At 52.1% G+C, this 22938-nt stretch carries 21 protein-coding genes, 2 pseudogenes and 4 other annotated features; of the genes and pseudogenes, 8 read left to right on the top strand and 15 right to left on the bottom strand.

All coding sequences use genetic code 11. The features are described from left to right. Positions 1–12: 12 nt before the first annotated feature. Positions 13–855, bottom strand: coding sequence for a transport system permease (gene ycjP / locus SF1318; RefSeq protein NP_707220.1), 843 nt, complete (start codon positions 853–855; stop codon positions 13–15). Beyond that, the gene (gene ycjO / locus SF1317; RefSeq protein ID NP_707219.1) at positions 842–1723 is read right to left on the bottom strand and encodes an ABC transporter permease; all 882 of its coding nucleotides are present in this window, start codon (positions 1721–1723) and stop codon (positions 842–844) included. Before ycjO ends, ycjP begins: the two co-directional genes overlap by 14 nt. A gap of 20 nt (positions 1724–1743) precedes the next feature. Further along, positions 1744–3027, bottom strand: a sequence feature (Similar to Escherichia coli K12 transport periplasmic protein gi: 1787569 (431 aa). BLAST with identity of 95% in 428 aa. This CDS contains an in-frame stop codon. The sequence has been checked and is believed to be correct.). Further along, positions 1744–3027, bottom strand: a pseudogene (locus tag SF1316). It overlaps the preceding feature by 1284 nt. A gap of 13 nt (positions 3028–3040) precedes the next feature. Next, positions 3041–5510 (bottom strand) — a sequence feature (Similar to Escherichia coli K12 polysaccharide hydrolase gi: 1787568 (569 aa). BLAST with identity of 93% in 823 aa. This CDS has been disrupted by insertion. The sequence has been checked and is believed to be correct.). Further along, positions 3041–5510, bottom strand: a pseudogene (gene ycjM, locus SF1314). It overlaps the preceding feature by 2470 nt. After that, positions 3625–3867: a mobile genetic element (partial), on the bottom strand. (Overlaps the previous pseudogene by 243 nt.) Further along, positions 3868–4379, bottom strand: a mobile genetic element (partial). Next, positions 4049–4324 carry an insertion element IS1 protein InsA gene (gene insA, locus SF1315; protein NP_707218.1) on the bottom strand — a complete coding sequence of 92 codons (276 nt, stop codon included), beginning with the start codon at positions 4322–4324 and terminating at the stop codon, positions 4049–4051. (Overlaps the previous feature by 276 nt.) Before ycjM ends, insA begins: the two are co-directional and overlap by 276 nt. Before the next feature lie 184 nt (positions 5511–5694). After that, positions 5695–6042 carry a thiosulfate:cyanide sulfurtransferase gene (pspE, locus tag SF1313; protein ID NP_707217.1) on the bottom strand — a complete coding sequence of 116 codons (348 nt, stop codon included), beginning with the start codon at positions 6040–6042 and terminating at the stop codon, positions 5695–5697. Between the two features lie 42 nt (positions 6043–6084). After that, on the bottom strand, positions 6085–6306 hold the full coding sequence (gene pspD, locus SF1312; protein ID NP_707216.2) for a peripheral inner membrane phage-shock protein: 222 nt from the start codon (positions 6304–6306) through the stop codon (positions 6085–6087). An 8-nt stretch (positions 6307–6314) separates the two neighbouring features. Next, positions 6315–6674, bottom strand: a complete 360-nt coding sequence (pspC, locus tag SF1311; protein ID NP_707215.1) for a DNA-binding transcriptional activator PspC — start codon at positions 6672–6674, stop codon at positions 6315–6317. Beyond that, on the bottom strand, positions 6674–6898 hold the full coding sequence (pspB, locus tag SF1310; protein ID NP_707214.1) for a phage shock protein B: 225 nt from the start codon (positions 6896–6898) through the stop codon (positions 6674–6676). The genes pspC and pspB overlap by 1 nt, the downstream gene beginning before the upstream one ends. A gap of 53 nt (positions 6899–6951) precedes the next feature. Continuing rightward, positions 6952–7620: a phage shock protein PspA gene (gene pspA / locus SF1309; RefSeq protein NP_707213.1), complete on the bottom strand. Its 669-nt coding sequence runs from the start codon at positions 7618–7620 to the stop codon at positions 6952–6954. A gap of 151 nt (positions 7621–7771) precedes the next feature. Between pspA and pspF the strand changes: the two genes are divergently transcribed. Further along, positions 7772–8764 carry a psp operon transcriptional activator gene (gene pspF, locus SF1308; protein NP_707212.3) on the top strand — a complete coding sequence of 331 codons (993 nt, stop codon included), beginning with the start codon at positions 7772–7774 and terminating at the stop codon, positions 8762–8764. Between the two features lie 119 nt (positions 8765–8883). Here the strand turns inward: pspF and goaG are convergent, their stop codons facing one another. The 5 genes from goaG to puuD form a co-directional block, all read right to left on the bottom strand. Further along, positions 8884–10149 carry a 4-aminobutyrate transaminase gene (gene goaG / locus SF1307; protein NP_707211.1) on the bottom strand — a complete coding sequence of 422 codons (1266 nt, stop codon included), beginning with the start codon at positions 10147–10149 and terminating at the stop codon, positions 8884–8886. Between the two features lie 37 nt (positions 10150–10186). Beyond that, positions 10187–11467 (bottom strand): oxidoreductase, encoded by a 1281-nt coding sequence (gene ordL / locus SF1306; RefSeq protein ID NP_707210.1) that lies wholly within the window; start codon positions 11465–11467, stop codon positions 10187–10189. A 1-nt stretch (position 11468) separates the two neighbouring features. Further along, positions 11469–12956, bottom strand: a complete 1488-nt coding sequence (gene aldH, locus SF1305; RefSeq protein ID NP_707209.2) for a gamma-glutamyl-gamma-aminobutyraldehyde dehydrogenase — start codon at positions 12954–12956, stop codon at positions 11469–11471. Positions 12957–13105: 149 nt separating this feature from the next. After that, positions 13106–13663, bottom strand: a complete 558-nt coding sequence (ycjC, locus tag SF1304) for a DNA-binding transcriptional repressor PuuR (protein ID NP_707208.1) — start codon at positions 13661–13663, stop codon at positions 13106–13108. A gap of 26 nt (positions 13664–13689) precedes the next feature. Next, complete coding sequence (gene puuD / locus SF1303; RefSeq protein NP_707207.2) at positions 13690–14466, bottom strand: gamma-glutamyl-gamma-aminobutyrate hydrolase; 777 nt, start codon at positions 14464–14466, stop codon at positions 13690–13692. Between the two features lie 199 nt (positions 14467–14665). Here puuD and SF1302 point away from each other — a divergent pair, with 199 nt between their 5' ends. From SF1302 to sapD, 7 genes are all read left to right on the top strand, one after another. Further along, complete coding sequence (locus SF1302) at positions 14666–16084, top strand: glutamine synthetase (RefSeq protein ID NP_707206.2); 1419 nt, start codon at positions 14666–14668, stop codon at positions 16082–16084. 302 nt (positions 16085–16386) lie between these two features. Beyond that, positions 16387–17772, top strand: a complete 1386-nt coding sequence (gene ycjJ, locus SF1301; protein NP_707205.2) for an amino acid/amine transport protein — start codon at positions 16387–16389, stop codon at positions 17770–17772. Between the two features lie 133 nt (positions 17773–17905). Continuing rightward, a complete protein-coding gene (ymjA, locus tag SF1300) occupies positions 17906–18151 on the top strand; it encodes a hypothetical protein (RefSeq protein NP_707204.1) in 246 nt (81 codons plus the stop codon). A 312-nt stretch (positions 18152–18463) separates the two neighbouring features. After that, the gene (gene sapA / locus SF1299) at positions 18464–20107 is read left to right on the top strand and encodes an antimicrobial peptide ABC transporter substrate-binding protein SapA (RefSeq protein NP_707203.1); all 1644 of its coding nucleotides are present in this window, start codon (positions 18464–18466) and stop codon (positions 20105–20107) included. Beyond that, positions 20104–21069, top strand: a complete 966-nt coding sequence (gene sapB / locus SF1298; RefSeq protein NP_707202.1) for an antimicrobial peptide ABC transporter permease SapB — start codon at positions 20104–20106, stop codon at positions 21067–21069. Before sapA ends, sapB begins: the two co-directional genes overlap by 4 nt. Continuing rightward, the gene (gene sapC, locus SF1297; protein NP_707201.1) at positions 21056–21946 is read left to right on the top strand and encodes an antimicrobial peptide ABC transporter permease SapC; all 891 of its coding nucleotides are present in this window, start codon (positions 21056–21058) and stop codon (positions 21944–21946) included. Before sapB ends, sapC begins: the two co-directional genes overlap by 14 nt. Then, positions 21946–22938, top strand: coding sequence for an antimicrobial peptide ABC transporter ATP-binding protein (gene sapD, locus SF1296; protein ID NP_707200.1), 993 nt, complete (start codon positions 21946–21948; stop codon positions 22936–22938). The genes sapC and sapD overlap by 1 nt, the downstream gene beginning before the upstream one ends.

Here is a 22938-nt window from a genome sequence, read left to right as displayed (position 1 = left end):
AAACTGGCCGCTTTAGCCCTTCACGCCACCGGCGGTCAAACCACTCTTAATAAAACGTTCCAAAAGCGCATACATAATCACCACCGGCAATGCGGTCACCAGCGAGGCCGCCATCATCCGTCCCCAGATGTAATCAGGCGTACTGAACAGCGCGTTCAGGCCCACTGGTAAGGTGAAATTGCTGGCGCTGGAGAGGAAAATCGACGCAAACAGATAGTCGTTCCACGCCACCATAAAGCAGTAGACGAACACCGATATCAGCCCGGACATCGCCAGGGGCACGGTGATACGGAAGATGATTTGCAGACGGTTGAGGCCATCCATCATCGCCGCTTCTTCGATCTCATCAGGGATGGTGTCGAAGTAACTTTTCAGCATAAACACGGCGGTGGGCAGGGTTTGCGTCACCATGGTAATGATCAGCGCCATCTCGGTGTCGTAAATACCAAGCGCGGTGATGATTTTGAACAGAGGCACCACCAGCAAAATGCCAGAGAACATATACACCGTGTAAAAGCTGGCGTTGATGGTCATCCGGCCTTTAAAGCGCAGGCGGGAAAGCGCGTAAGCTCCGAGAATGCCGAGAAATACCGCCACCACGGAGGAAACCACCGACACCACCATGCTGTTACGGAAGTAGTCGACAAACGGGAAAATCATCGGGTTAAAAATGTCGACGTAATGCTCCAGCGTCCACTGTTGCGGCAGCAGCGTAGGATGCAGCGATATCGCCTCTTTCGCGCTTTTGAACGAGGTCATCAGCATCACAAAAAACGGAAACAGCGTGATGATGAGAAACAGCGCCAGCCCGCAGTAAAAACCGATACGACTGAGCGTGCGTTTATTTGTTGCCATTGAGGTTCACCCGTTTCCTGGTCAGCAGAATGACAGCGAAAATAATGATGAAGAGCACCACCGAGATCGCCGCCGCTTTCCCTAAGTCATTAAAGGCAAAGGCGGTTTTGTAGAGATAGACACCAAGAATATCGACCTTGGTTGTCAGCAGATAAACATCAGCGAACATGTAGAACATCCAGATGGTGCGCAGGGTCACCACCGTCGCCAGGACCGGCATAATTGCGGGCAGCGTGACGATGCGAAACCGCTGCCAGGCATTAGCGCCATCCATCTCTGCCGCTTCGTACAGCGATTTGTCGATGGTCTGCAAAATCGCCAGAAACGAGATAAAGGCATACGGGAAGTAGCGCCAGATGGCGAACAGCACCACCAGCACAAAGCTACTGCCCGGATTATCAAACCACAGCGGTGCCTGCTCATAGAGATGCAGAAGATCGACGCCGAGGTAGTTCACAATGCCGTAGCCGTTGTTGAACATGTATTTCCAGGCAAACACCAGCGAAATGGACGGCGTTACGTAGGAGAGGATCACCAGCGAACGCGCGGTTTTGCGCAGGCGGAACTCGCGGTTGAAAAACATCGCCACGGCCAGCCCGAGCACGGTGCTGCCCGCCACCACCAGCGCCGTATACCAGACCGTCATCCACAGCGAGTGCCAGAAGCCGGGATCGGAGAGAATGCGCACATAGTTACTCACCCCAACAAACGTTGACTCGATGTTGGGATTGAGCGGCAGACGTAAAAAACTGATTTCGATATTCGACACCATCGGCCACGCCACCAGACCGCCCAGCAGTAATAAGCTGGGCGCGAGAAGCAGCAGCGCAAACGGCATATCGGAACGACCTGAAAAAAGCCTGTTCATTGCGGATTCCTGTCCTGGGTTTAGTGCTGTTCGATCAGTTCATCCAGCTTTTTCTGGCTCGCTTGCAGCGTGCCAGGGAGATCGGCTTTACCCACGGTGACGTTATGCACCATGGAGCTCACCACACCAGAACCCGTCACATCGCCCATGCGGGTAAAGTTTTTATCCCCTACTGCGCCAAAGACCTGAATATTTGGCAGTTCACCGATTAGCTGATTCGGTAGTTCACCCAGCGCCTTAATAACGTCGTTGTCTTTCCAGGTGGCGGTAGTGACAACCGCTTTATTCACCGGCAGCGCAGCACCTGGCGACATCATCACCCAGTCGGCAATGTTGTCCGCCTGCTCCATAAAGGTGACAAATTTTTCTGCTGCTTCGGTCTTTTGTCCGGCGGTAATGGTCAGCGAGGTCAACATGCCGTAGACCGCAGAGTTTTTCTCGGTTGGCACCACGAAACCGACGTTTTTCGGGTCGCCTTCTTTAATCACAGCCGGAAGGATATAGGTGGAGTAAATCGCCATCGGCGCGGTGCCGTTCATAAAGGCGTCTTTCACTTCCATGATGTCGTTAGAACCCGGCATGGTGTTGGCAGCAAGGTCGCGGTAATAGGTCAGCGCCTGCATCATCTCTGGTGTATCAAGGGTGATTTTGCCTTCGGCGTTAAAGACGTTGGCCTAGTTGGATAACGCAAACTGGGAGAAGGATTGTTCCGTCAGCACGCTTTCTGCCGTAGGCAGCGCAATACCGTATTTTTTATTCGCCGGGTCATTCAGTTTCTGTGCAACGTCCAGCAGCTGTTGCCAGTTTTTCGGCTCCTCCAGCCCCGCTTTTGCCAGCACATCTTTGCGATACCAGATGCCGCCAATCCAGGCGCTGACAGGAACACCGGTCCATGCGCTACCATCTTCGGTACGCACAATACGCAGTACGCCATCGTAAAACGCGCCTTCACCAACGTTGCTGATGACCGTGGCAACCGCTTTGCGATCGATAAGCTGCTCTTTATCCATAACTTTGGCGTAGTCATGGCTGGTTTCGATCACTTCCGGCAGCGAGCCGCTACGTGAAAGGGTGATGACTTTGGTGTTATGAGCGTCTTCTTCCACGGGCACTTGTTTAACGGTGATACCTGGGTTTTCTTTTTCAAAACGGGCAATCAATTTGCTGATAACTGCCTGACGCTCCTGCTCCACCGAAGAATGCATAAATTCGATGGATACATGGGTTTTATTTTCTTCTTTACAGCCTGAAATCAGGGCGCAGGAAACCAGTGCTGATAACAGCACGATTTTTGATTTAATCATGAGATGTTCCTTTTTATTTAATCCACATAACCTGCCAGGGGCGCAGCGTTATTTCATTACCCAATATATCAACTTCACTAATCAGATCCCGACCATGCAGATCAGTAATATTTACATGCTGAATATTTTTACTGACATTAAACAATCCAGTCAGACAATTACCATCAGCGTTACTTCTTTGAATACGCATTACGGATGAATTAACCGTATCGATGGTAAAATTATTATCCGGATGAAACTCGTTATGGCTGCGACGAAGTGTAATTAAACGCGACAACTCATGATATACCGCATGCCTTAATGTAGCTTCATCGTTCAGTTCTCGTGTTATCTCTTCACTGTGATATTTTTTACGGTTAATCGCACGGTTATATCCGAGTTTTTCGACACCTGCGTAATCATTACGCGAGCCAAGAATACTTTGAATATATATCGCGGGTACACCGGGGAAACTTAACAAAATCGCATGGGCAAGGATAAACCTGGTGCAACGTTCTTCATCGCTACTCTCGCGGCGGCTTAACGCATTCATATAGGTGACATTCATCTCATAGGGACTGCGCGTGCCGTCGGGATTATTTTTCCAGTTTACTAATGGGTAATGACTCCAACTTACTGATAGTGTTTTATGTTCAGATAATGCCCGATGACCTTGTCATGCAGCTCCACCGATTTTGAGAACGACAGTGACTTCCGTACCAGCCTTGCCAGATGTTGTCTCAGATTCAGATTATGTCGCTCAATGCGCTGAGTGTAACGCTTGCTGATAACGTGCAGCTTTCCCTTCAGGCGTGATTCATACAGCGGCCAGCCATCCGTCATCCATACCACGACCTCAAACTCAGAAGACGCTCCAGTGTGGCCAGAGTGCGTTCACCGAAGACGTGCGCCACAACCGTCCTCCGTATCCTGTCATACGCGTAAAACAGCCAGCGCTGACGTGATTTAGCACCGACGTAGCCCCAATGTTCGTCCATTTCAGCGCAGACAATCACATCACTGCCCGGTTGTATGCGCGAGGTTACCGACTGCGGCCTGAGTTTTTTAAGTGACGTAAAACCGTGTTGAGGCCAACGCCCATAATGCGTGCACTGGCGCGACATCCGACGCCATTCATGGCCATATCAATGATTTTCTGGTGCGTACCGGGCTGAGAGGCGGTGTAAGTGAACTGTAGTTGCCATGTTTTACGGCAATGAGAGCAGAGATAGCGCTGATGTCCGGCAGTGCTTTTGCCGTTACGCACCACGCCTTCAGTAGCGGAGCAGGAAGGACATCTGATGGAAATGGAAGCCACGCAAGCACCTTAAAATCACCATCATACACTAAATCAGTAAGTTGGCAGCATTACCTACTAATGCACCTTCCTGCTGTAATGCCTCGACCAGCGCTAATATTTCGCTTTCTGGAAGCAAGCCACGCAGTGGGTTCAACCCGATGCCATCGTGAGAGGCGAGGAAGTTAAACCAGGTCGTTTTACTGGAGGGCAAGCTCAGACTTTGCGCCCACTGGCACAGCGCCTCGACGTTCTGTTTTTGCACCGCATGTAACACCAGCGGCGGCAGCGAGAACTGGTACACCATATGCGCTTCGTCATCACCGTTGCCAAAGTAAGCAATGTTGTCTTTGTGCGGAACATTGGTTTCGGTAATAATCACTGTACCTGGTGCTACGTCATCAATAATCGACCGTAACAGCTTGATAATCAGATGTGTTTTTTCCAGATGGATGCAGCTTGTTCCCGGCTCTTTCCACATAAAGCCAACGGCATCCAGGCGGACATACTCAGCACCTTTCTCAAGGTAACAGAGTAAAACATCCACCATCGCCAGCAACACTTCAGGGCTACGGTAATTCAGGTCAATTTGATCGTCACTAAAGGTGGTCCATAAATGGCGCGTGGAATTATCATCCATTTGAAACGGCGTTAATAGCGGTAACGCACGCGGAAGGGTGACGGCACTGAGATCGGTTTTCGGATCAACCGCAATAAAGAAATCTTCAAAACCCGGAAGCTGTTGTAAATAGTTTTTAAACCATTCACTTTTTGCAGACATATGGTTGCAGACAAAATCAAACATTAAATGACTGCATTCACCGAGTTGCTGAATATCCTGCCACTCCCCCGCTTCACTGGCGACCTGATGATAATCAATTACCGAAAATCCATCATCAGATGACCATGGGTAAAAAGGTAATAAATGAACATGTGAAAAAATGCTTTGCAGCCATTGATGGTAGAACTGATTAAATATGGGTAGTGGTTTTAAATCATTACTGTGAAATTGATCGGCATAGGTAATTAACACGACATCACTTTCATCCCAGTGTTTTTTACGTCGCTGTGTAATTAATCGTTTCGCACTCTCAAGACGCGTTACAAGTTTCTGTAAATGAGTTGCGGTAAATGTTCCACCGTAGATTTCGTCCATGTAATCCGTAATTTTCTGTTTCATGTTGCCTTTCCGTGGTAGCGGTCCCATGAGGCGAGAGACTACTCCGCAGAAAATAAACTGTCAATTGAGCACAAGGGTTTTAGTCACGCAGGAAATCATTTTTTACCAGGGAAAAAGCGTATTTGTGAGCTGACGCAAATAATCTATAGGGATGTAAATAAGGTGTGACAGAAAAAAAACGGCGCATAAGCGCCGCTCATGGTGAATTCTTTTAACCTTTGACCTTCGGCATTGCGATGTCTTTCAGGCCACCGGCGTTCTCAACGTGGGTATATCCCATCTCGCTAAGGAGCTCTTTTGCCTGCCCGGACTGGCGTCCGGCATTGCAATACACTTTCACGGTGTCGTTTTTATCCGGAACGGCGGTGGCAATGCGCTCTTTCACTTCCTTCAGGGGAATATTGATGGCCCCCTGAACGTGCTCTTGCTGATACTGCTCTGGAACACGAACATCGATCCAGTGTTCAGCGGCGAAAACGGGCAGTGAAAACACCAGTGCCAGAGCAAGTAAGCCTTTTTTTAAACATGTAAGCGTCCTTCTATGGATGAAAATTGCCATCCATTATACGCCTGAGATTTAACAATTTTTGCGAAACTCCCCTCACCTTTTATAACGCTGTGCCAGTTTATTAGCAGCCCGACTTAACAGCGGTTCCAGCGCCACAGCCAGCAACATTTTCAGCGGTCGGCGAGCAACTGATTTTATCGCCCAGCCCGCCACACCCGCCGGGCCATAGCGCAGTGCGGTAAGAAGTACCAGCTTGCCTGCTAATTTGAAACCAAGCTTCACCTTTTGCCCGGCCTGTTGCCAGCGAGTATTCATAACTTTCCTCACAGTTGACGGAAACGGCTACGTAACGTGAAAGTATCGGAAGTGACATAACGTTCCATCTCGCGTAAACGCGTTTCACTTGCCGCCAGTTCACGGTCGACTTCATCCAGCAATTCGCTGCTGGAAGGTAGCTGCTCACCAAAGGCCATGTTGTCCGGCATTGGATCAAGCGCAAATGACAAAATGATGTAAGCAACCAGGGTAAACAGCGCCAGACCGAAAAAAATCGACAGCACCACCAGGATACGCACCAGTTTTACCGGTACATCAAAATAGTTGGCAATCCCGGCGCAGACGCCGCGGACCATGCCCTGCTGTGGAATACGCCATAACTTTTTATTGAGATTAATGCCCGCCATTAGCGATCCCTCCAGTTCGGATGTTCTGCATCAAGAATAGATTCCAGCGCCTGAATACGTTCGCGCATCCGTTTTGCTTCATCAACCAGTTGCGCTAATCGCTGCTGCTCACTTTGCGACAATTCACTGCGACCAGAACGATTGCTGTAATGCAGCCATAACCAGATCGGTAAAACAAACAGCACAAAAATGGTTAACGGAATAGCCAGAAATAGCGCGCTCATAAGTACTCCTTAGACGATGAGCGGCGGCGCGTTCGGACGCCGCCTGGATGTTATTATTGATTGTCTTGCTTCATTTTGGCTTTTAATTGTGCCAGTTGTTCGCTGATTGCATCATCGGCTTTCAGTTCGGCAAACTGATCGTCCAGCGATTTTTGTTTACCGAAGCTGTGGCTTTCTGCTTCCGCTTCCATCTGGTCAATACGACGTTCGAAAGATTCGAAACGAGCCATTGCTTCATCCAGTTTGCCACTGTCCAGCTGACGACGCACATCGCGCGACGAGTTTGCCGCCTGATGACGTAACATCAATGCCTGCTGGCGAGCGCGTGTTTCGCTCAATTTGTTTTCCAGCTCGCCAATCTCTTTCTTCATGCGTGCCAGCGTATCGTCCACCAGCGTCACTTCATGTTCCAGGGACTTAATCAGATCGGTCAGTTTCTGTTTTTCAATTAACGCTGCACGTGCCAGATCCTCTCTCTCTTTCAGCAGCGCCAGTTCGGCTTTTTCCTGCCATTCAACTTCACGCGCCGACGCTTGTTCAATACGGCGAGTCAGCTGTTTCTTTTCTGCCAACGCACGCGCCGAAGTAGAACGTACTTCAACCAGTGTATCTTCCATCTCCTGGATCATCAGACGCACCAGTTTCTGTGGATCTTCCGCTTTCTCTAACAGAGCGTTGATGTTGGCATTCACGATGTCGGCAAAGCGAGAAAAAATACCCATAATGTTGTCCTCTTGATTTCTGCGTTCAGGATTGTCCTGCTGAACTGTTAATGCAATTTGCGTGCCAATTTTTTATCTTTTTGATTTATAAAGATCTGATTGAAGAATCAACAGCAACATGCCAGGATGAATTAGCGAATTACACTAACAAGTGGCGAATTTCATCATGGCCGAATACAAAGATAATTTACTTGGTGAGGCGAACAGCTTTCTCGAAGTGCTGGAACAGGTTTCGCATCTCGCACCGCTGGACAAACCGGTGCTCATCATCGGCGAACGCGGCACCGGTAAAGAGTTGATTGCCAGCCGCCTGCATTATCTCTCCTCCCGTTGGCAAGGGCCGTTTATTTCCCTTAACTGCGCGGCGTTAAATGAAAATCTGCTGGATTCCGAACTGTTTGGTCACGAAGCGGGGGCGTTTACCGGTGCGCAAAAACTTCATCCTGGGAGATTTGAACGTGCCGACGGCGGTACGCTATTTCTTGATGAACTCGCTACGGCACCGATGATGGTGCAGGAAAAATTATTGCGTGTGATTGAGTACGGTGAACTGGAGCGCGTTGGCGGTAGCCAGCCGTTGCAGGTGAATGTGCGGTTGGTATGCGCGACGAATGCCGATCTCCCGGCGATGGTCAATGAAGGTACTTTTCGCGCTGACCTGCTCGACCGGCTGGCTTTCGATGTAGTGCAACTGCCGCCCCTGCGCGAGCGCGAAAGCGACATTATGCTGATGGCAGAACACTTTGCCATTCAGATGTGTCGGGAAATCAAGCTGCCTCTGTTCCCGGGGTTTACGGAGCGCGCCAGAGAAACATTGCTGAATTATCGTTGGCCGGGAAATATTCGTGAATTGAAAAACGTGGTGGAACGTTCAGTGTATCGCCACGGCACCAGCGATTATCCGCTTGATGACATCATTATTGATCCCTTTAAACGGCGTCCACCTGAAGAAGCCATCGCCGTTTCAGAAAATACCTCGCTTCCGACGCTGCCGCTGGATTTACGCGAGTTTCAGATGCAGCAGGAAAAAGAGTTGCTGCAACTCAGTTTGCAACAGGGGAAATATAACCAGAAGCGCGCGGCTGAATTACTGGGGTTAACTTATCATCAGTTCCGCGCGTTGTTGAAAAAGCACCAGATTTAGCGAAGTTGAGCAATACAACTTGCCGGATGCGGCGTGAATGCTTTATTCGGCATACATAATCAATACGTCGTTTGCAGGCCTGATAAGCGCAGCGCATCAGACATTATTGCGTTGGGCTATTAATCGCTCAGCGCATCCTGCAAAATTTTCATTGCCGCATCGAATTGCGCATCCGGGATGGTCAGCGGATACAGGAAGCGAATCACGTTGCCGTATGCGCCACAGGTCAGCAGGAGCAGCCCCTGCGCCAGCGCGCGTTGCTGGATTTTCTGTGCAATCGCCGCTGACGGCTCGCCCGTTTGCGGATCGTTAAACTCTGCCGCAATCATCGACCCCAGGCCGCGTACCGCAGCAATGGCCGGAACGCTTTCTTTGGCATCAATCAACGTGTTTTTGAGACGCTGGCCCAGTTGATTCGCGCGTTCGCAGAGTGATTCTTTGTCGATAATATTGAGCACCGCGTGCGCGGCAGCCACCGCCAGCGGGTTCCCGGCGTAGGTGCCACCCAACCCGCCCGGCGCGGGCGCGTCCATAATATTCGCGTTACCGACCACGCCCGAAAGCGGCATCCCGCCCGCGAGGCTTTTCGCCATCGTCATTAAGTCCGGCTTATCGGCGTAATGATCCATGGCAAACAGTTTACCGGTACGCGCAAAGCCGCTTTGCACTTCATCGGCAATCATCACAATACCGTGCTCGTCGCACAGGCGGCGAATGGCGGCAACCAGCTCTTTTGGCGCAACGTTGAAACCGCACTCGCCCTGCACCGGTTCGAAAATAATGGCCGCGACCTGCTTCGCTTCGATGTCTGATTTAAACAAGCGTTCGATGGCGTCGAGGGAGTCCTGTGTTGAAATGCCGTGTAAATCTGACGGATAAGGTACGTGATACACCGAACCAGGGAACGGGCCGAAGCCGATTTTGTACGGCGCAACTTTTCCGGTCAGCGCCATGGTCATATATGTACGACCGTGGAAGCCACCGCTAAACGCAATCACGCTAGGTCGTCCGGTATGGGCGCGAGCAATTTTCACCGCGTTTTCCACCGCTTCCGCGCCGGTAGTGAAGAATGCGGTTTTAGCCTGCCCGCTCACTGGGGCAAGGGTGTTAATTTTCTCCGCCAGCGTGACGTAGCTTTCGTACGGCACAATCTGATACGCCGTGTGGGTAAACTGTTGCAATTGCTGCTCCACCGCCGCGACCAGATCAGGGTGGCGATGCCCGGTATTCAGCACCGCAATGCCTGCGGCGAAATCGATGTATTCGTTGCCCTCTACGTCCTTCAGCGTAGCGTTTTCTGCCGACTGGGCGAAGAAGTTACACATCACGCCAACCCCGCGTGGGGTAGCAGAAAGACGACGCTGATGGAATTCATTGTTGCTCATGTTTCACACCTTTTGACTCTTCACTGTTAATCGGAAATTAAACGCCCAGACGATCGCGCAGGCTGTAATAAGCCGCGCCCATCGCGGTAAATGGCACGCGCAGCGTGCGCCCGCCGGGGAACGGGTAATGCGGCAGATTGGCGAAGGCATCGAAACGCTCGGCGTCACCGCGCAGCAGTTCAGCAATCAAACGCCCGGCAAGATGGGTACAGGTGACGCCGTGGCCGCTGTAACCCTGCATGTAATAGATGTTGGTATCAAGGCGGCCGAACTGCGGCATGTGCGACAAGGTCAGCAGGAAGTTGCCCGTCCAGCGGTAATCAATTTTCACGCCCTTCAACTGAGGGAAGGTTTTTAGTAGTTTCGGTACCACAAGACGCTCAACGTCATCCGGGTTGCGTGCACCATACACTACACCCCCGCCGTACAGCAGGCGGTTGTCGGCGGTAAGACGGTAGTAATCAAGCAGATAGTTACAGTCTTCCACACAGTAGTTTTTCGGGATCAGCGAACGGGCTAAATCTTCCGACAGCCGTTCGGTGGTGATCACCTGCGTGCCGCACGGCATGCTGCGTTTCGCTAGTTCCGGCTCTACTTTATCGCCCAGATACGCATTCCCGGCGACAATCACATACTTCGCCGTCACCTGACCATTGGCAGTCCGAACCACGGCTGGCGTGGTGTGCTGGATCTGCGTCACGGCGGAAAGCTCATACACGCGCCCGCCGTTCAGGCGGATGGCATCGGCTTCACCAATGGCGAGGTTTAGCGGGTGAATATGCCCACCGCTGTGATCCAGCAGCGCACCAGTGTAGCGATCGCTGGCGACCTCGCGGCGAATAGCGTTGACGTCCAGCAGCTCCAGCTGTTTATTGCCGTAGCGTACCCAGTTCTCTTTCTGCTCTTCGAGTGTGGCGAGTTGTTTATCATTCATCGCCACAAACAGACCGCCGGGGCGGTAGTCGCAGTCAATCTGATAACGTTTGATACGTTCGCGGATGATCTCGCCACCCTCGAACATCATGCTGCCGAGCATACGGGCGGTGTCCATGCCGTAGCTTTTTTCGATCACGTCGATGTCGCGGCTGTAGGAGTTCACAAGCTGCCCGCCATTGCGCCCGCTTGCGCCAAAGCCGATGCGTGAGGCTTCGAGAACCACTACGTCAAAGCCCGCTTCCGCCAGATGCAGCGCGGAGGAGAGCCCGGTATAGCCGCCGCCAACCACGCAAACGTCGCAGGTGATTGACTCATTCAGTGTGTCGAATGGTGCATATTTATTCGCACTGGCGGCGTAGTAACTGCTGGTATGTTCGGTCATTTCAGGCCTCCAGGCTTATCCAGATGGTTTTCAGTTCAGTGAATTTTTCAAGGGCATGCAGGGATTTGTCGCGACCGTTGCCGCTCTGCTTATAGCCGCCAAACGGCACGGTCATATCGCCGTCGTTGTAGTTATTGACGAAGACGGAACCGGCTTTCAGGCGTCGGCTCATGCGGTGCGCGCGGGAGAGGTCGCGCGTCCATACCGCCGCGCCAAGGCCGTACTGGCTGTCGTTGGCAAGCTGCAGCGCCTGATCTTCTGATGTGAAACGGGTGACCACCAGCACCGGACCGAAAATCTCTTCGCGGCTTAAGGACGCATTCGGGTCCACATCCACGAAGATGGTCGGGCCGATGGCCGCTGCCAGCCCGGCGTTGCGACCATCCAGCAGCAGTTGCCCCTTGCCTTCGCCTTCACGAATAAAGGTGTGTACCGAGTCAGCGTGAGCGCTGTCGATTAAGGTGCCCATGGTGGTTGCGGGATCAAGTGGATGGCCCGGCTGCCAGTTTTGCGCCTGCTGTTTTAACAGGGCTAAGAATTCATCGGCGATGCTCTCTTCCAGTAACAAACGCGTTCCGGCGATGCGCACCTGGCCCTGGTTGTAGAAGATGCCTGCGGCGGTGGCGCTTGCCGCTTTTTGCAGATCCGGACAATCGGCGAAAACGATGTTGGCGCTTTTGCCGCCCGCTTCCAGCCAGACACGTTTCATGTTGCTATCACCCGCGTCTTTCAGCAGTTGTTTACCCGTACGCGTGGAGCCGGTAAAGGCGATGGCATCGATATCGTTATGACGCGAAAGCGCCTGCCCCGCTTCATGACCAAAACCCGTCACCACGTTCAACACACCATCCGGCAAGCCTGCTTCTTTCGCCAGCCCCGCGAGACGAATCGCACTGAGCGGTGATTTTTCAGACGGTTTTAGAATCACGCTGTTTCCCGCCGCCAGCGCCGGGCCGAGTTTCCAGCAAGTCAGCAACAGCGGGAAGTTCCACGGCACGATGGCGGCAATCACGCCGACCGGTTCACGCACGATCATCGCCAGCTCATGGCTACTGGTGGTCGCCACTTCGCCATACACTTTGTCGATCGCTTCGGCGTACCAGCGAATGGCGCGCGCCGCGCCGGGAATATCATCACGCAGACTGTGACGAATCGGTTTGCCGGTGTCGAGAGTTTCCAGCAGTGCCAGCTCTTCGGCGTGGGCTTCCATTAAATCGGCGAGTTTATTCAGTACCGCTTTACGTTTAGCCGGAGAAGAGAGTGACCAGTCGCCGCGTTCAAATACGCCGCGTGCTGCGCTCACCGCACGGTCGATATCGACGCTCTTGCCGCGGGCAATTTTCGCCAGCGGTGCCTGGGTGACCGGATCAACGGTTTCAAAGGTTTCATTTTCCGCCGCAGCAGTATATTCACCGTTAATAAATAAGCGGTTTTCAATGGCGAGACTTAACGCTTTATCCTGCCAGTAAGCCAGATGATGAAAATTCATTATGACTCCTGTTTCACGTCTATCAGATATATGCAGTTTGTGAACGTCAGGGCGCAGAGATCCCCGGGCTGCATGCCCGTTTATTTCTGGCGACATTCTTTATGGATTGCCGGGCGCATTGCGCTTACCCGGCTTACAGAACAAAAAGATTAAAACGTGGTGGGCGTATGGGCGCTGATAATTCGGCAAATACCTGCCGACGTATTACTGAAACTGTGCGGGATGCCGGTATTAATGGCATAACTTTGCCCCGCGACGAGGTGGTAATCCTGACCATTAATCGTCAGAACAATTTCACCTTCCAGTACTGTGCCTATTTCCTCACCCTGATGCTTAATTCTTTCCCCAGTGGTTGTGCCCGGCTGGTACGTTTCAAAGATCATCGCCAGCGTGCGATTCGGGTTACCGTTATGAACCAGCTTCATTGACACACCCTGACTGCCCATCTCAATTAAGTCGTCCTGATTAATGACGACCTGCGGCTCATCAGGTTTTTCCGGCTCGGAAAAGAATTCCGAGAGTGACAGACCATACACCTTCAGCAGCTTTTGCAGCGTACTGATGGCAGGGCTGACTTTATCTTGTTCTATCGTACTGATAGCACTGTGAGTCAGCCCGGAGAGTTCGGCGGCACGACGTTGTGAAAGCCCCTGCTGCTGGCGGATTTCCGACAAGCGTTTTCCTGGCGCCAGTCCCTCATCACTCATATTTGCATTTCCTTAAACTGTAGTGGTCAGAGTCGCTGTTTTTCAGCGATATGGTGCTGCCAAGCGGTGATAAAGCCCTCGAACAATATACGCGAAAGCGCGTACTCGCTACTGTTCCATTCCGGGTGCCACTGTACGCCCAGCGCAAAAGGATGATTGATGACGCTAACCGCCTCAACTAAGCCATCCGGCGAGCGAGCTTCAACACGCAACCGTGGGCTAACGACCTTCGCCCCTTGTCCATGTAGAGAGTTTACCCAAAAGTTGCTACATTCAGGTAACAACGCAGACAGTAATCCCCCCTCTTCAACCTGAACTTCATGCGACGGTGCATATTGCTGTTCCACCGGCAGTTCGGGATCTTCCCGATGTTCCAGCAATTCAGGCTGTTCGCACAGCTTGCGATGCAACGAACCACCGGTTGCCACCACCAGTTCTTGTAAACCCCGGCAGATGGCGAAAATGGGGATGCGCCTTTCGAGTGCGGCATTAATTATCGCCATGCTCAGAAGATCACGCCCGGGATCGGCGTCAGGCTCATCGCCGTTTTCACCATATAGGTGCGGCTGCACATTGCTGGGACTACTAGGAAGATAAATGCCATCGAGTTTCGGCAAAAGTTGTTCAAGTAACGACGGTTCCGCCAGCGCATGTGGTAGCGCAATTGGCAAGCCGCCTGCGTGGATGATGGCATTCAGGTACTTTTCTTGCAGAGTCTGGGTCGCATGACCCTTAAGCCTGTTCCTGCACATTACGACACCGATAACCGGATTGTTCATTATATTTTCCATGCTCAATCTCACAAAGTGGACTAAATTATCGCCATTACTGCGCTTTAAATGACCTTTATGTTCAATATTTTTTCAATCTAGCAGTGGATTTTCATTTTTGCAAACTCAATTTAACATTTGACAAACATTTGGTTTGCATACAGATTCGAATGATGGTCATTATATTTTACGCTTTGATAACGAGCGGAAAACAAACCAAAGGCGAAGAATCATGGAAACCAATATCGTTGAAGTAGAGAACTTTGTTCAGCAGTCAGAAGAGAGGCGGGGTAGCGCCTTTACGCAGGAAGTGAAACGCTACCTGGAGCGCTACCCGAATACGCAATATGTTGATGTTTTACTTACTGATTTGAATGGTTGCTTCCGTGGAAAATGTAAGCCTGTTTCAAGCCTGTACAAGCTCGACACACGCCGTTATTTGGTGGCCTCGATATTTGCACTGAATATTTTGGGCAACGTAGTAGAAGAAGCAGGTCTGGGTCAGGAAATGGGCGAGCCGGATCGTACCTGTGTTCCTGTTCTCGGTTCCTTAACTCCTTCTGCCGCCGATCCAGAGTTTATCGGTCAGATGCTCCTGACCATGGTCGATGAAGATGGCGCTCCCTTTGACGTTGAGCCGCGGAACGTTCTTAACCGCCTGTGGCAGCAGCTGCGCCAGCGCGGATTGTTCCCGGTTGTAGCGGTAGAGCTGGAGTTCTATTTACTGGATCGCCAGCGCGACGCTGAAGGGGATCTGCAACCGCCCTGCGCGCCTGGCACCGATGACCGCAATACACAAAGCCAGGTTTACTCCGTTGATAACCTCAACCACTTCGCCGACGTGCTCAATGATATTGATGAACTGGCGCAGTTGCAGCTGATTCCGGCAGATGGCGCGGTCGCTGAGGCCTCGCCGGGTCAGTTTGAAATCAACCTTTACCATACTGATAACGTGCTGGAAGCCTGCGATGATGCGCTGGCACTAAAACGCCTAGTGCGTCTGATGGCAGAAAAGCATAAGATGCACGCCACTTTTATGGCGAAGCCGTATGAAGAGCACGCGGGCAGCGGGATGCATATCCATATCAGTATGCAAAATAATCGTGGCGAGAATGTGCTTTCTGACACAGAAGGCGAAGATTCGCCGCTGCTGAAAAAGATGCTCGCCGGGATGATTGACCTGATGCCGTCGTCGATGGCGTTGCTGGCACCAAACGTGAACTCGTATCGCCGCTTCCAGCCGGGAATGTATGTGCCGACGCAGGCGTCGTGGGGCCATAACAACCGCACCGTCGCCCTGCGTATTCCGTGCGGTGACCGTCATAATCACCGCGTGGAATATCACGTGGCGGGTGCCGATGCCAACCCATATCTGGTGATGGCAGCGATTTTTGCCGGTATTTTGCATGGCCTTGATAACGAGCTGCCGTTGCAGGAAGAAGTCGAAGGCAACGGGCTGGAACAGGAAGGCTTACCCTTCCCGATTCGCCAGAGCGATGCCCTGGGTGAGTTTATCGAGAATGATCACCTGCGCCGCTATTTAGGCGAACGGTTTTGCCATGTGTATCACGCCTGTAAAAATGATGAGCTGTTGCAGTTTGAGCGCCTCATCACAGAAACAGAAATTGAGTGGATGTTGAAAAACGCGTAATTCCCCTTGCGGGGTTGTTTCATCGGCCTGAGCGGAGCCAGGCCTGACATTTGCTGGTAATCCAGACATTTCCCGGATGTCGCGTTATGGAGCGCAGGCGGCAACGGGCTTCCGTTAACGATTAAGACTGTGACGAGGAAATGAGATGATGCCGATGATTAAATCCCCGCATGGCGAGGGAGGCTGCGTATGCGCCCCTCCTGCTACTGACTGGACTCCGCCCCCTTTGCTTCCCTTGCTAAACAGGTTTGATTTCAGGTCGACACGACCGCAAACCTTATTACGCAGGGGAGGCAGCAATTATGGCTATTAATTCACCACTGAATATTGCTGCGCAACCCGGCAAAACCCGTCTGCGAAAATCACTGAAATTGTGGCAGGTGGTAATGATGGGTCTGGCCTATCTCACGCCGATGACCGTATTTGATACTTTTGGTATTGTCTCCGGCATTAGCGACGGTCACGTTCCGGCGTCCTATTTGCTGGCGCTGGCGGGCGTGCTGTTTACCGCTATCAGCTACGGCAAACTGGTTCGCCAGTTTCCGGAGGCCGGTTCGGCCTATACCTACGCGCAAAAGTCGATTAACCCGCACGTCGGATTTATGGTCGGCTGGTCATCACTGCTGGATTATCTCTTTTTGCCAATGATCAACGTTTTGTTGGCGAAAATCTATCTCTCCGCCCTCTTCCCGGAAGTGCCGCCGTGGGTGTGGGTGGTAACCTTCGTCGCCATTTTAACCGCCGCGAATCTGAAGAGCGTCAACCTGGTCGCTAACTTCAATACCCTGTTTGTACTGGTGCAAATCTCCATCATGGTGGTGTTTATCTTCCTGGTGGTTCAGGGACTGCATAAAGGAGAAGGCGTTGGCACCGTCTGGTCACTTCAGCCGTTTATCAGCGAGAACGCGCACCTGATCCCGATTATTACCGGTGCGACGATTGTCTGTTTCTCGTTCCTCGGTTTCGATGCGGTGACCACGCTTTCGGAAGAGACGCCGGACGCCGCACGCGTGATCCCGAAAGCCATCTTCCTGACGGCGGTATACGGCGGCGTTATCTTTATCGCGGCGTCGTTCTTTATGCAGCTGTTCTTTCCCGATATCAGCCGCTTTAAAGACCCGGACGCCGCACTGCCTGAAATTGCGCTGTACGTCGGCGGCAAGCTCTTTCAGTCGATTTTCCTCTGCACCACGTTTGTGAACACATTAGCGTCTGGCCTGGCTTCACATGCCAGCGTGTCGCGTCTGCTGTATGTGATGGGGCGTGACAATGTGTTTCCGGAGCGCGTGTTTGGCTATGTGCACCCAAAATGGCGGACTCCGGCACTCAACGTCATTATGGTCGGGATTGTCGCGCTGTCGGCGCTGTTCTTTGATTTAGTCACCGCGACAGCACTGATTAACTTCGGTGCTCTGGTGGCGTTTACCTTCGTGAATCTGTCGGTGTTTAATCATTTCTGGCGGCGTAAAGGAATGAATAAAAGCTGGAAGGATCACTTCCACTATTTGCTGATGCCGCTGGTTGGCGCGCTGACGGTGGGTGTGCTGTGGGTTAACCTAGAGTCAACGTCACTGACACTCGGTCTGGTATGGGCTTCGTTAGGCGGCGCATATTTGTGGTATCTGATCCGCCGCTATCGCAAAGTGCCGCTGTACGAAGGTGACAGAACGCCGGTGAGCGAAACGTAATAGCCGGATGCGCGGCGCATTATCCTGCCTGAGGGTAACGCGCCGCGCCATTAACTATAAAAAGATGTATGACCCGGATCACGAGTGCTATCATCCGCCCTTATGCTTAGCGCATTAACCCCAGGGGCAAATAATGAACCACGATATCCCGCTAAAATATTTTGATATTGCCGATGAGTACGCGACCGAATGCGCAGAGCCTGTCGCAGAGGCTGAACGCACACCGCTGGCCCACTACTTCCAGTTACTGCTCACCCGTTTGATGAACAATGAAGAGATCAGCGAAGAAGCCCAACATGAAATGGCTGCTGAAGCGGGGATTAATCCCGTACGCATTGATGAGATCGCAGAGTTTTTGAATCAATGGGGTAATGAGTAATTATTTAATTGCAGACGATCGGTCAGTATCGTTGTCCGGATAAAGCGTTCACGCCGCATCCGGCTAACAATGACACGCACTGCAGCGTGCTTTAATGGGTTTCTCACGATCGTACCGCTCTGCTCCTCGCTAAGTTGTTCTGTGAGTTATAGTTATAGAGAAATCACGGGTACGAATGTTGAACAGATGGCGACGCCACCTGTTCAACGACCAACCACACGGCCCTCATTACGACCCCTGAACACAAACGGTAATGGCAAATGTCATTAAATATTAGTAAGATAGCCTCTTTACATAAAATCCCTTAATATTATGCGCCAGGTATTATCGTCTCTTTTGGTGATTGCTGGACTTGTGAGTGGTCAGGCAATCGCCGCGCCTGAATCCCCCCCGCATGCTGATATCCGCGACAGCGGTTTTGTCTATTGCGTCAGCGGGCAAGTCAACACCTTTAACCCATCCAAAGCGAGCAGTGGGTTAATTGTCGATACCCTTGCCGCCCAGTTTTATGATCGACTGCTGGATGTCGATCCCTATACCTATCGCCTGATGCCGGAACTTGCCGAAAGCTGGGAAGTACTCGACAACGGCGCGACCTATCGCTTCCACCTGCGTCGCGATGTTCCGTTTCAAAAAACCGACTGGTTTACTCCCACTCGTAAAATGAATGCCGACGATGTGGTGTTTACCTTCCAGCGAATTTTTGACCGCAACAACCCGTGGCATAACGTCAACGGCAGCAACTTCCCCTACTTCGACAGCCTGCAATTTGCCGATAACGTGAAAAGCGTCCGCAAACTGGATAATCATACCGTTGAGTTCCGACTCGCCCAGCCGGATGCTTCTTTTTTGTGGCACCTCGCAACCCATTATGCTTCGGTCATGTCGGCAGAATATGCCCGGAAGTTAGAGAAAGAAGATCGCCAGGAGCAACTCGACCGTCAACCGGTCGGCACCGGTCCGTATCAGTTGTCGGAATACCGCGCCGGGCAATTTATTCGCCTACAACGTCATGATGACTTCTGGCGCGGTAAACCGTTAATGCCGCAGGTAGTGGTGGATTTAGGCTCCGGCGGCACCGGACGTCTGTCGAAACTCCTGACCGGGGAATGCGACGTTCTGGCCTGGCCTGCTGCCAGCCAGCTATCCATTTTGCGTGACGACCCGCGCTTGCGTTTAACGCTGCGTCCTGGGATGAACGTCGCCTATCTGGCATTTAACACCGCCAAACCGCCGCTAAATAATCCCGCTGTCCGCCATGCACTGGCACTGGCGATTAATAACCAGCGCCTGATGCAATCCATCTATTATGGTACGGCTGAAACGGCGGCCTCTATTTTACCGCGCGCCTCGTGGGCCTATGACAACGAGGCTAAAATTACTGAATACAATCCGGCGAAATCGCGCGAACAGTTGAAGGCGTTGGGGCTGGAAAACTTAACGCTGAAACTGTGGGTGCCCACACGTTCGCAGGCGTGGAACCCCAGTCCACTGAAAACTGCCGAACTGATTCAGGCGGATATGGCGCAGGTTGGCGTAAAAGTGGTGATTGTGCCGGTAGAAGGTCGCTTTCAGGAGGCGCGGTTGATGGATATGAGCCATGATCTGACGTTATCCGGTTGGGCGACGGACAGTAACGACCCGGACAGTTTCTTCCGTCCGTTACTGAGCTGCGCGGCAATTCATTCACAGACCAACCTCGCCCACTGGTGCAATCCGAAATTCGACAGCGTGTTGCGTAAGGCGCTCTCCTCGCAGCAGCTGGCAGCGCGTATTGAAGCCTATGACGAAGCGCAGAGTATTCTGGCGCAGGAATTACCTATTCTGCCGCTGGCGTCGTCATTGCGTTTGCAGGCCTATCGGTACGATATCAAAGGTCTGGTACTTAGCCCGTTTGGTAACGCCTCCTTTGCTGGGGTGTATCGCGAGAAACAGGATGAGGTGAAAAAACCATGATTATCTTCACCTTACGCCGCATTTTGTTATTGATTGTCACCTTGTTCCTGCTGACCTTCGTTGGCTTCAGCTTGAGCTATTTCACTCCACACGCGCCGTTACAAGGCGCGTCACTGTGGAATGCCTGGGTGTTCTGGTTTAATGGCCTGATCCACTGGGATTTTGGTGTTTCCAGCATTAACGGTCAACCAATTGCCGAACAGTTAAAAGAGCTCTTCCCGGCGACGATAGAACTGTGCATCCTCGCCTTCGGTTTTGCGCTGATTGTTGGCATCCCCGTGGGGATGATTGCCGGGATTACGCGCCATAAGTGGCAGGATAACTTGATCAACGCCATCGCCTTACTGGGCTTTTCAATCCCGGTGTTCTGGCTGGCGCTTCTGTTGACACTGTTTTGTTCACTCACGCTAGGTTGGTTGCCCGTTTCAGGGCGTTTCGATCTGCTCTACGAAGTGAAACCGATTACCGGTTTTGCGTTGATTGATGCCTGGCTTTCGGACTCACCATGGCGGGATGAAATGATCATGAGCGCAATCCGCCATATGATATTGCCCGTGATCACCCTGTCGGTTGCGCCAACAACTGAAGTGATCCGCCTGATGCGTATCAGCACTATTGAAGTGTATGACCAGAACTATGTAAAAGCGGCGGCGACCCGCGGTTTGTCGCGCTTTACTATTTTGCGTCGCCACGTTCTGCATAACGCGTTACCGCCGGTTATTCCTCGCCTGGGCTTACAGTTTTCCACCATGCTGACGCTGGCGATGATCACCGAAATGGTTTTTAGCTGGCCGGGTTTAGGGCGCTGGTTAATTAACGCCATCCGCCAGCAGGATTACGCAGCCATTTCCGCCGGAGTGATGGTGTGTGGCTCACTGGTCATTATTGTTAACGTGATTTCTGATATTTTGGGTGCCATGGCTAACCCTCTGAAACATAAGGAATGGTATGCCTTACGATAGCGTATACAGCGAAAAGCGCCCGCCGGGCACGCTGCGTACCGCCTGGCGCAAATTTTATAGTGACGCCTCTGCGATGGTCGGCCTGTACGGCTGCGCGGGACTGGCTGTACTGTGTATTTTTGGCGGCTGGTTTGCGCCTTACGGCATCGACCAGCAATTTCTCGGTTATCAATTATTGCCGCCATCATGGTCGCGCTATGGCGAAGTTTCTTTCTTCCTGGGGACTGACGACCTCGGACGTGATGTTTTAAGCCGTTTACTGAGCGGAGCTGCGCCAACCGTGGGTGGCGCATTTGTGGTGACGCTTGCCGCGACGATCTGTGGCCTGGTACTGGGCACCTTCGCCGGGGCGACACACGGCCTCCGCTCAGCGGTGCTTAACCATATTCTGGATACCTTACTGGCGATCCCTTCGCTGCTGTTGGCAATTATCGTTGTAGCGTTTGCCGGACCGAGTTTGTCCCACGCTATGTTTGCTGTCTGGCTGGCATTGCTGCCGCGTATGGTACGTTCGATTTACAGCATGGTGCATGACGAACTGGAAAAAGAGTACGTTATCGCCGCCCGTCTGGATGGCGCATCAACGCTGAATATTCTCTGGTTTGCTGTGATGCCAAACATCACCGCCGGGCTGGTCACCGAGATCACCCGCGCACTGTCGATGGCAATTCTCGATATCGCCGCGCTGGGCTTTCTCGATCTCGGCGCACAACTCCCCTCGCCTGAATGGGGAGCGATGCTCGGTGATGCGCTGGAACTGATTTATGTCGCCCCGTGGACTGTCATGCTGCCAGGTGCGGCAATTATGATTAGCGTGTTGTTGGTTAACCTCCTTGGCGATGGCGTTCGTCGTGCGATTATTGCGGGGGTGGAATAATGCCATTACTCGATATTCGTAACCTGACCATTGAATTTAAAACCGGTGATGAGTGGGTTAAAGCCGTCGACCGGGTAAGTATGACCTTAACCGAAGGTGAAATCCGCGGTCTTGTTGGTGAATCCGGTTCCGGCAAGAGTTTGATTGCGAAAGCGATTTGTGGGGTGAATAAAGATAACTGGCGTGTTACTGCTGACCGTATGCGTTTTGATGATATCGATTTGCTGCGTCTCTCCGCACGCGAACGGCGCAAACTGGTTGGCCATAACGTGTCGATGATTTTCCAGGAACCGCAGTCGTGTCTTGACCCTTCAGAACGTGTGGGTCGCCAGTTGATGCAAAACATCCCAGCCTGGACCTATAAAGGCCGTTGGTGGCAGCGTTTTGGCTGGCGCAAACGCCGTGCCATTGAACTGCTGCACCGCGTGGGGATTAAAGATCACAAAGATGCGATGCGCAGTTTTCCCTATGAGTTGACCGAAGGTGAATGTCAGAAAGTGATGATAGCCATTGCACTGGCGAATCAACCGCGTCTGCTGATTGCTGACGAACCGACAAACTCAATGGAGCCAACAACCCAGGCGCAAATCTTTCGCCTGCTGACGCGTCTCAACCAAAACAGCAATACCACTATTTTGCTTATCAGCCATGACTTACAAATGCTTAGCCAATGGGCGGATAAAATTAACGTGCTTTACTGCGGTCAAACAGTGGAAACCGCGCCGAGTAAGGAGTTGGTGACGATGCCACATCATCCTTATACCCAGGCGCTGATCCGCGCGATACCAGACTTCGGCAGCGCGATGCCGCATAAAAGTCGCCTCAATACTCTACCCGGCGCTATCCCATTGCTGGAACAGTTACCGATTGGTTGTCGTCTGGGGCCACGTTGCCCGTATGCACAACGAGAATGCATTGTGACGCCACGTTTGACGGGGGCGAAAAATCATCTCTATGCCTGTCATTTCCCGCTGAACATGGAGAAAGAGTGA

Origin of the sequence: Shigella flexneri 2a str. 301 (assembly GCF_000006925.2) — a bacterium.
Lineage (GTDB): Bacteria > Pseudomonadota > Gammaproteobacteria > Enterobacterales > Enterobacteriaceae > ECMA0423.
This window is presented reverse-complemented; position numbering and strand designations above follow the sequence as displayed.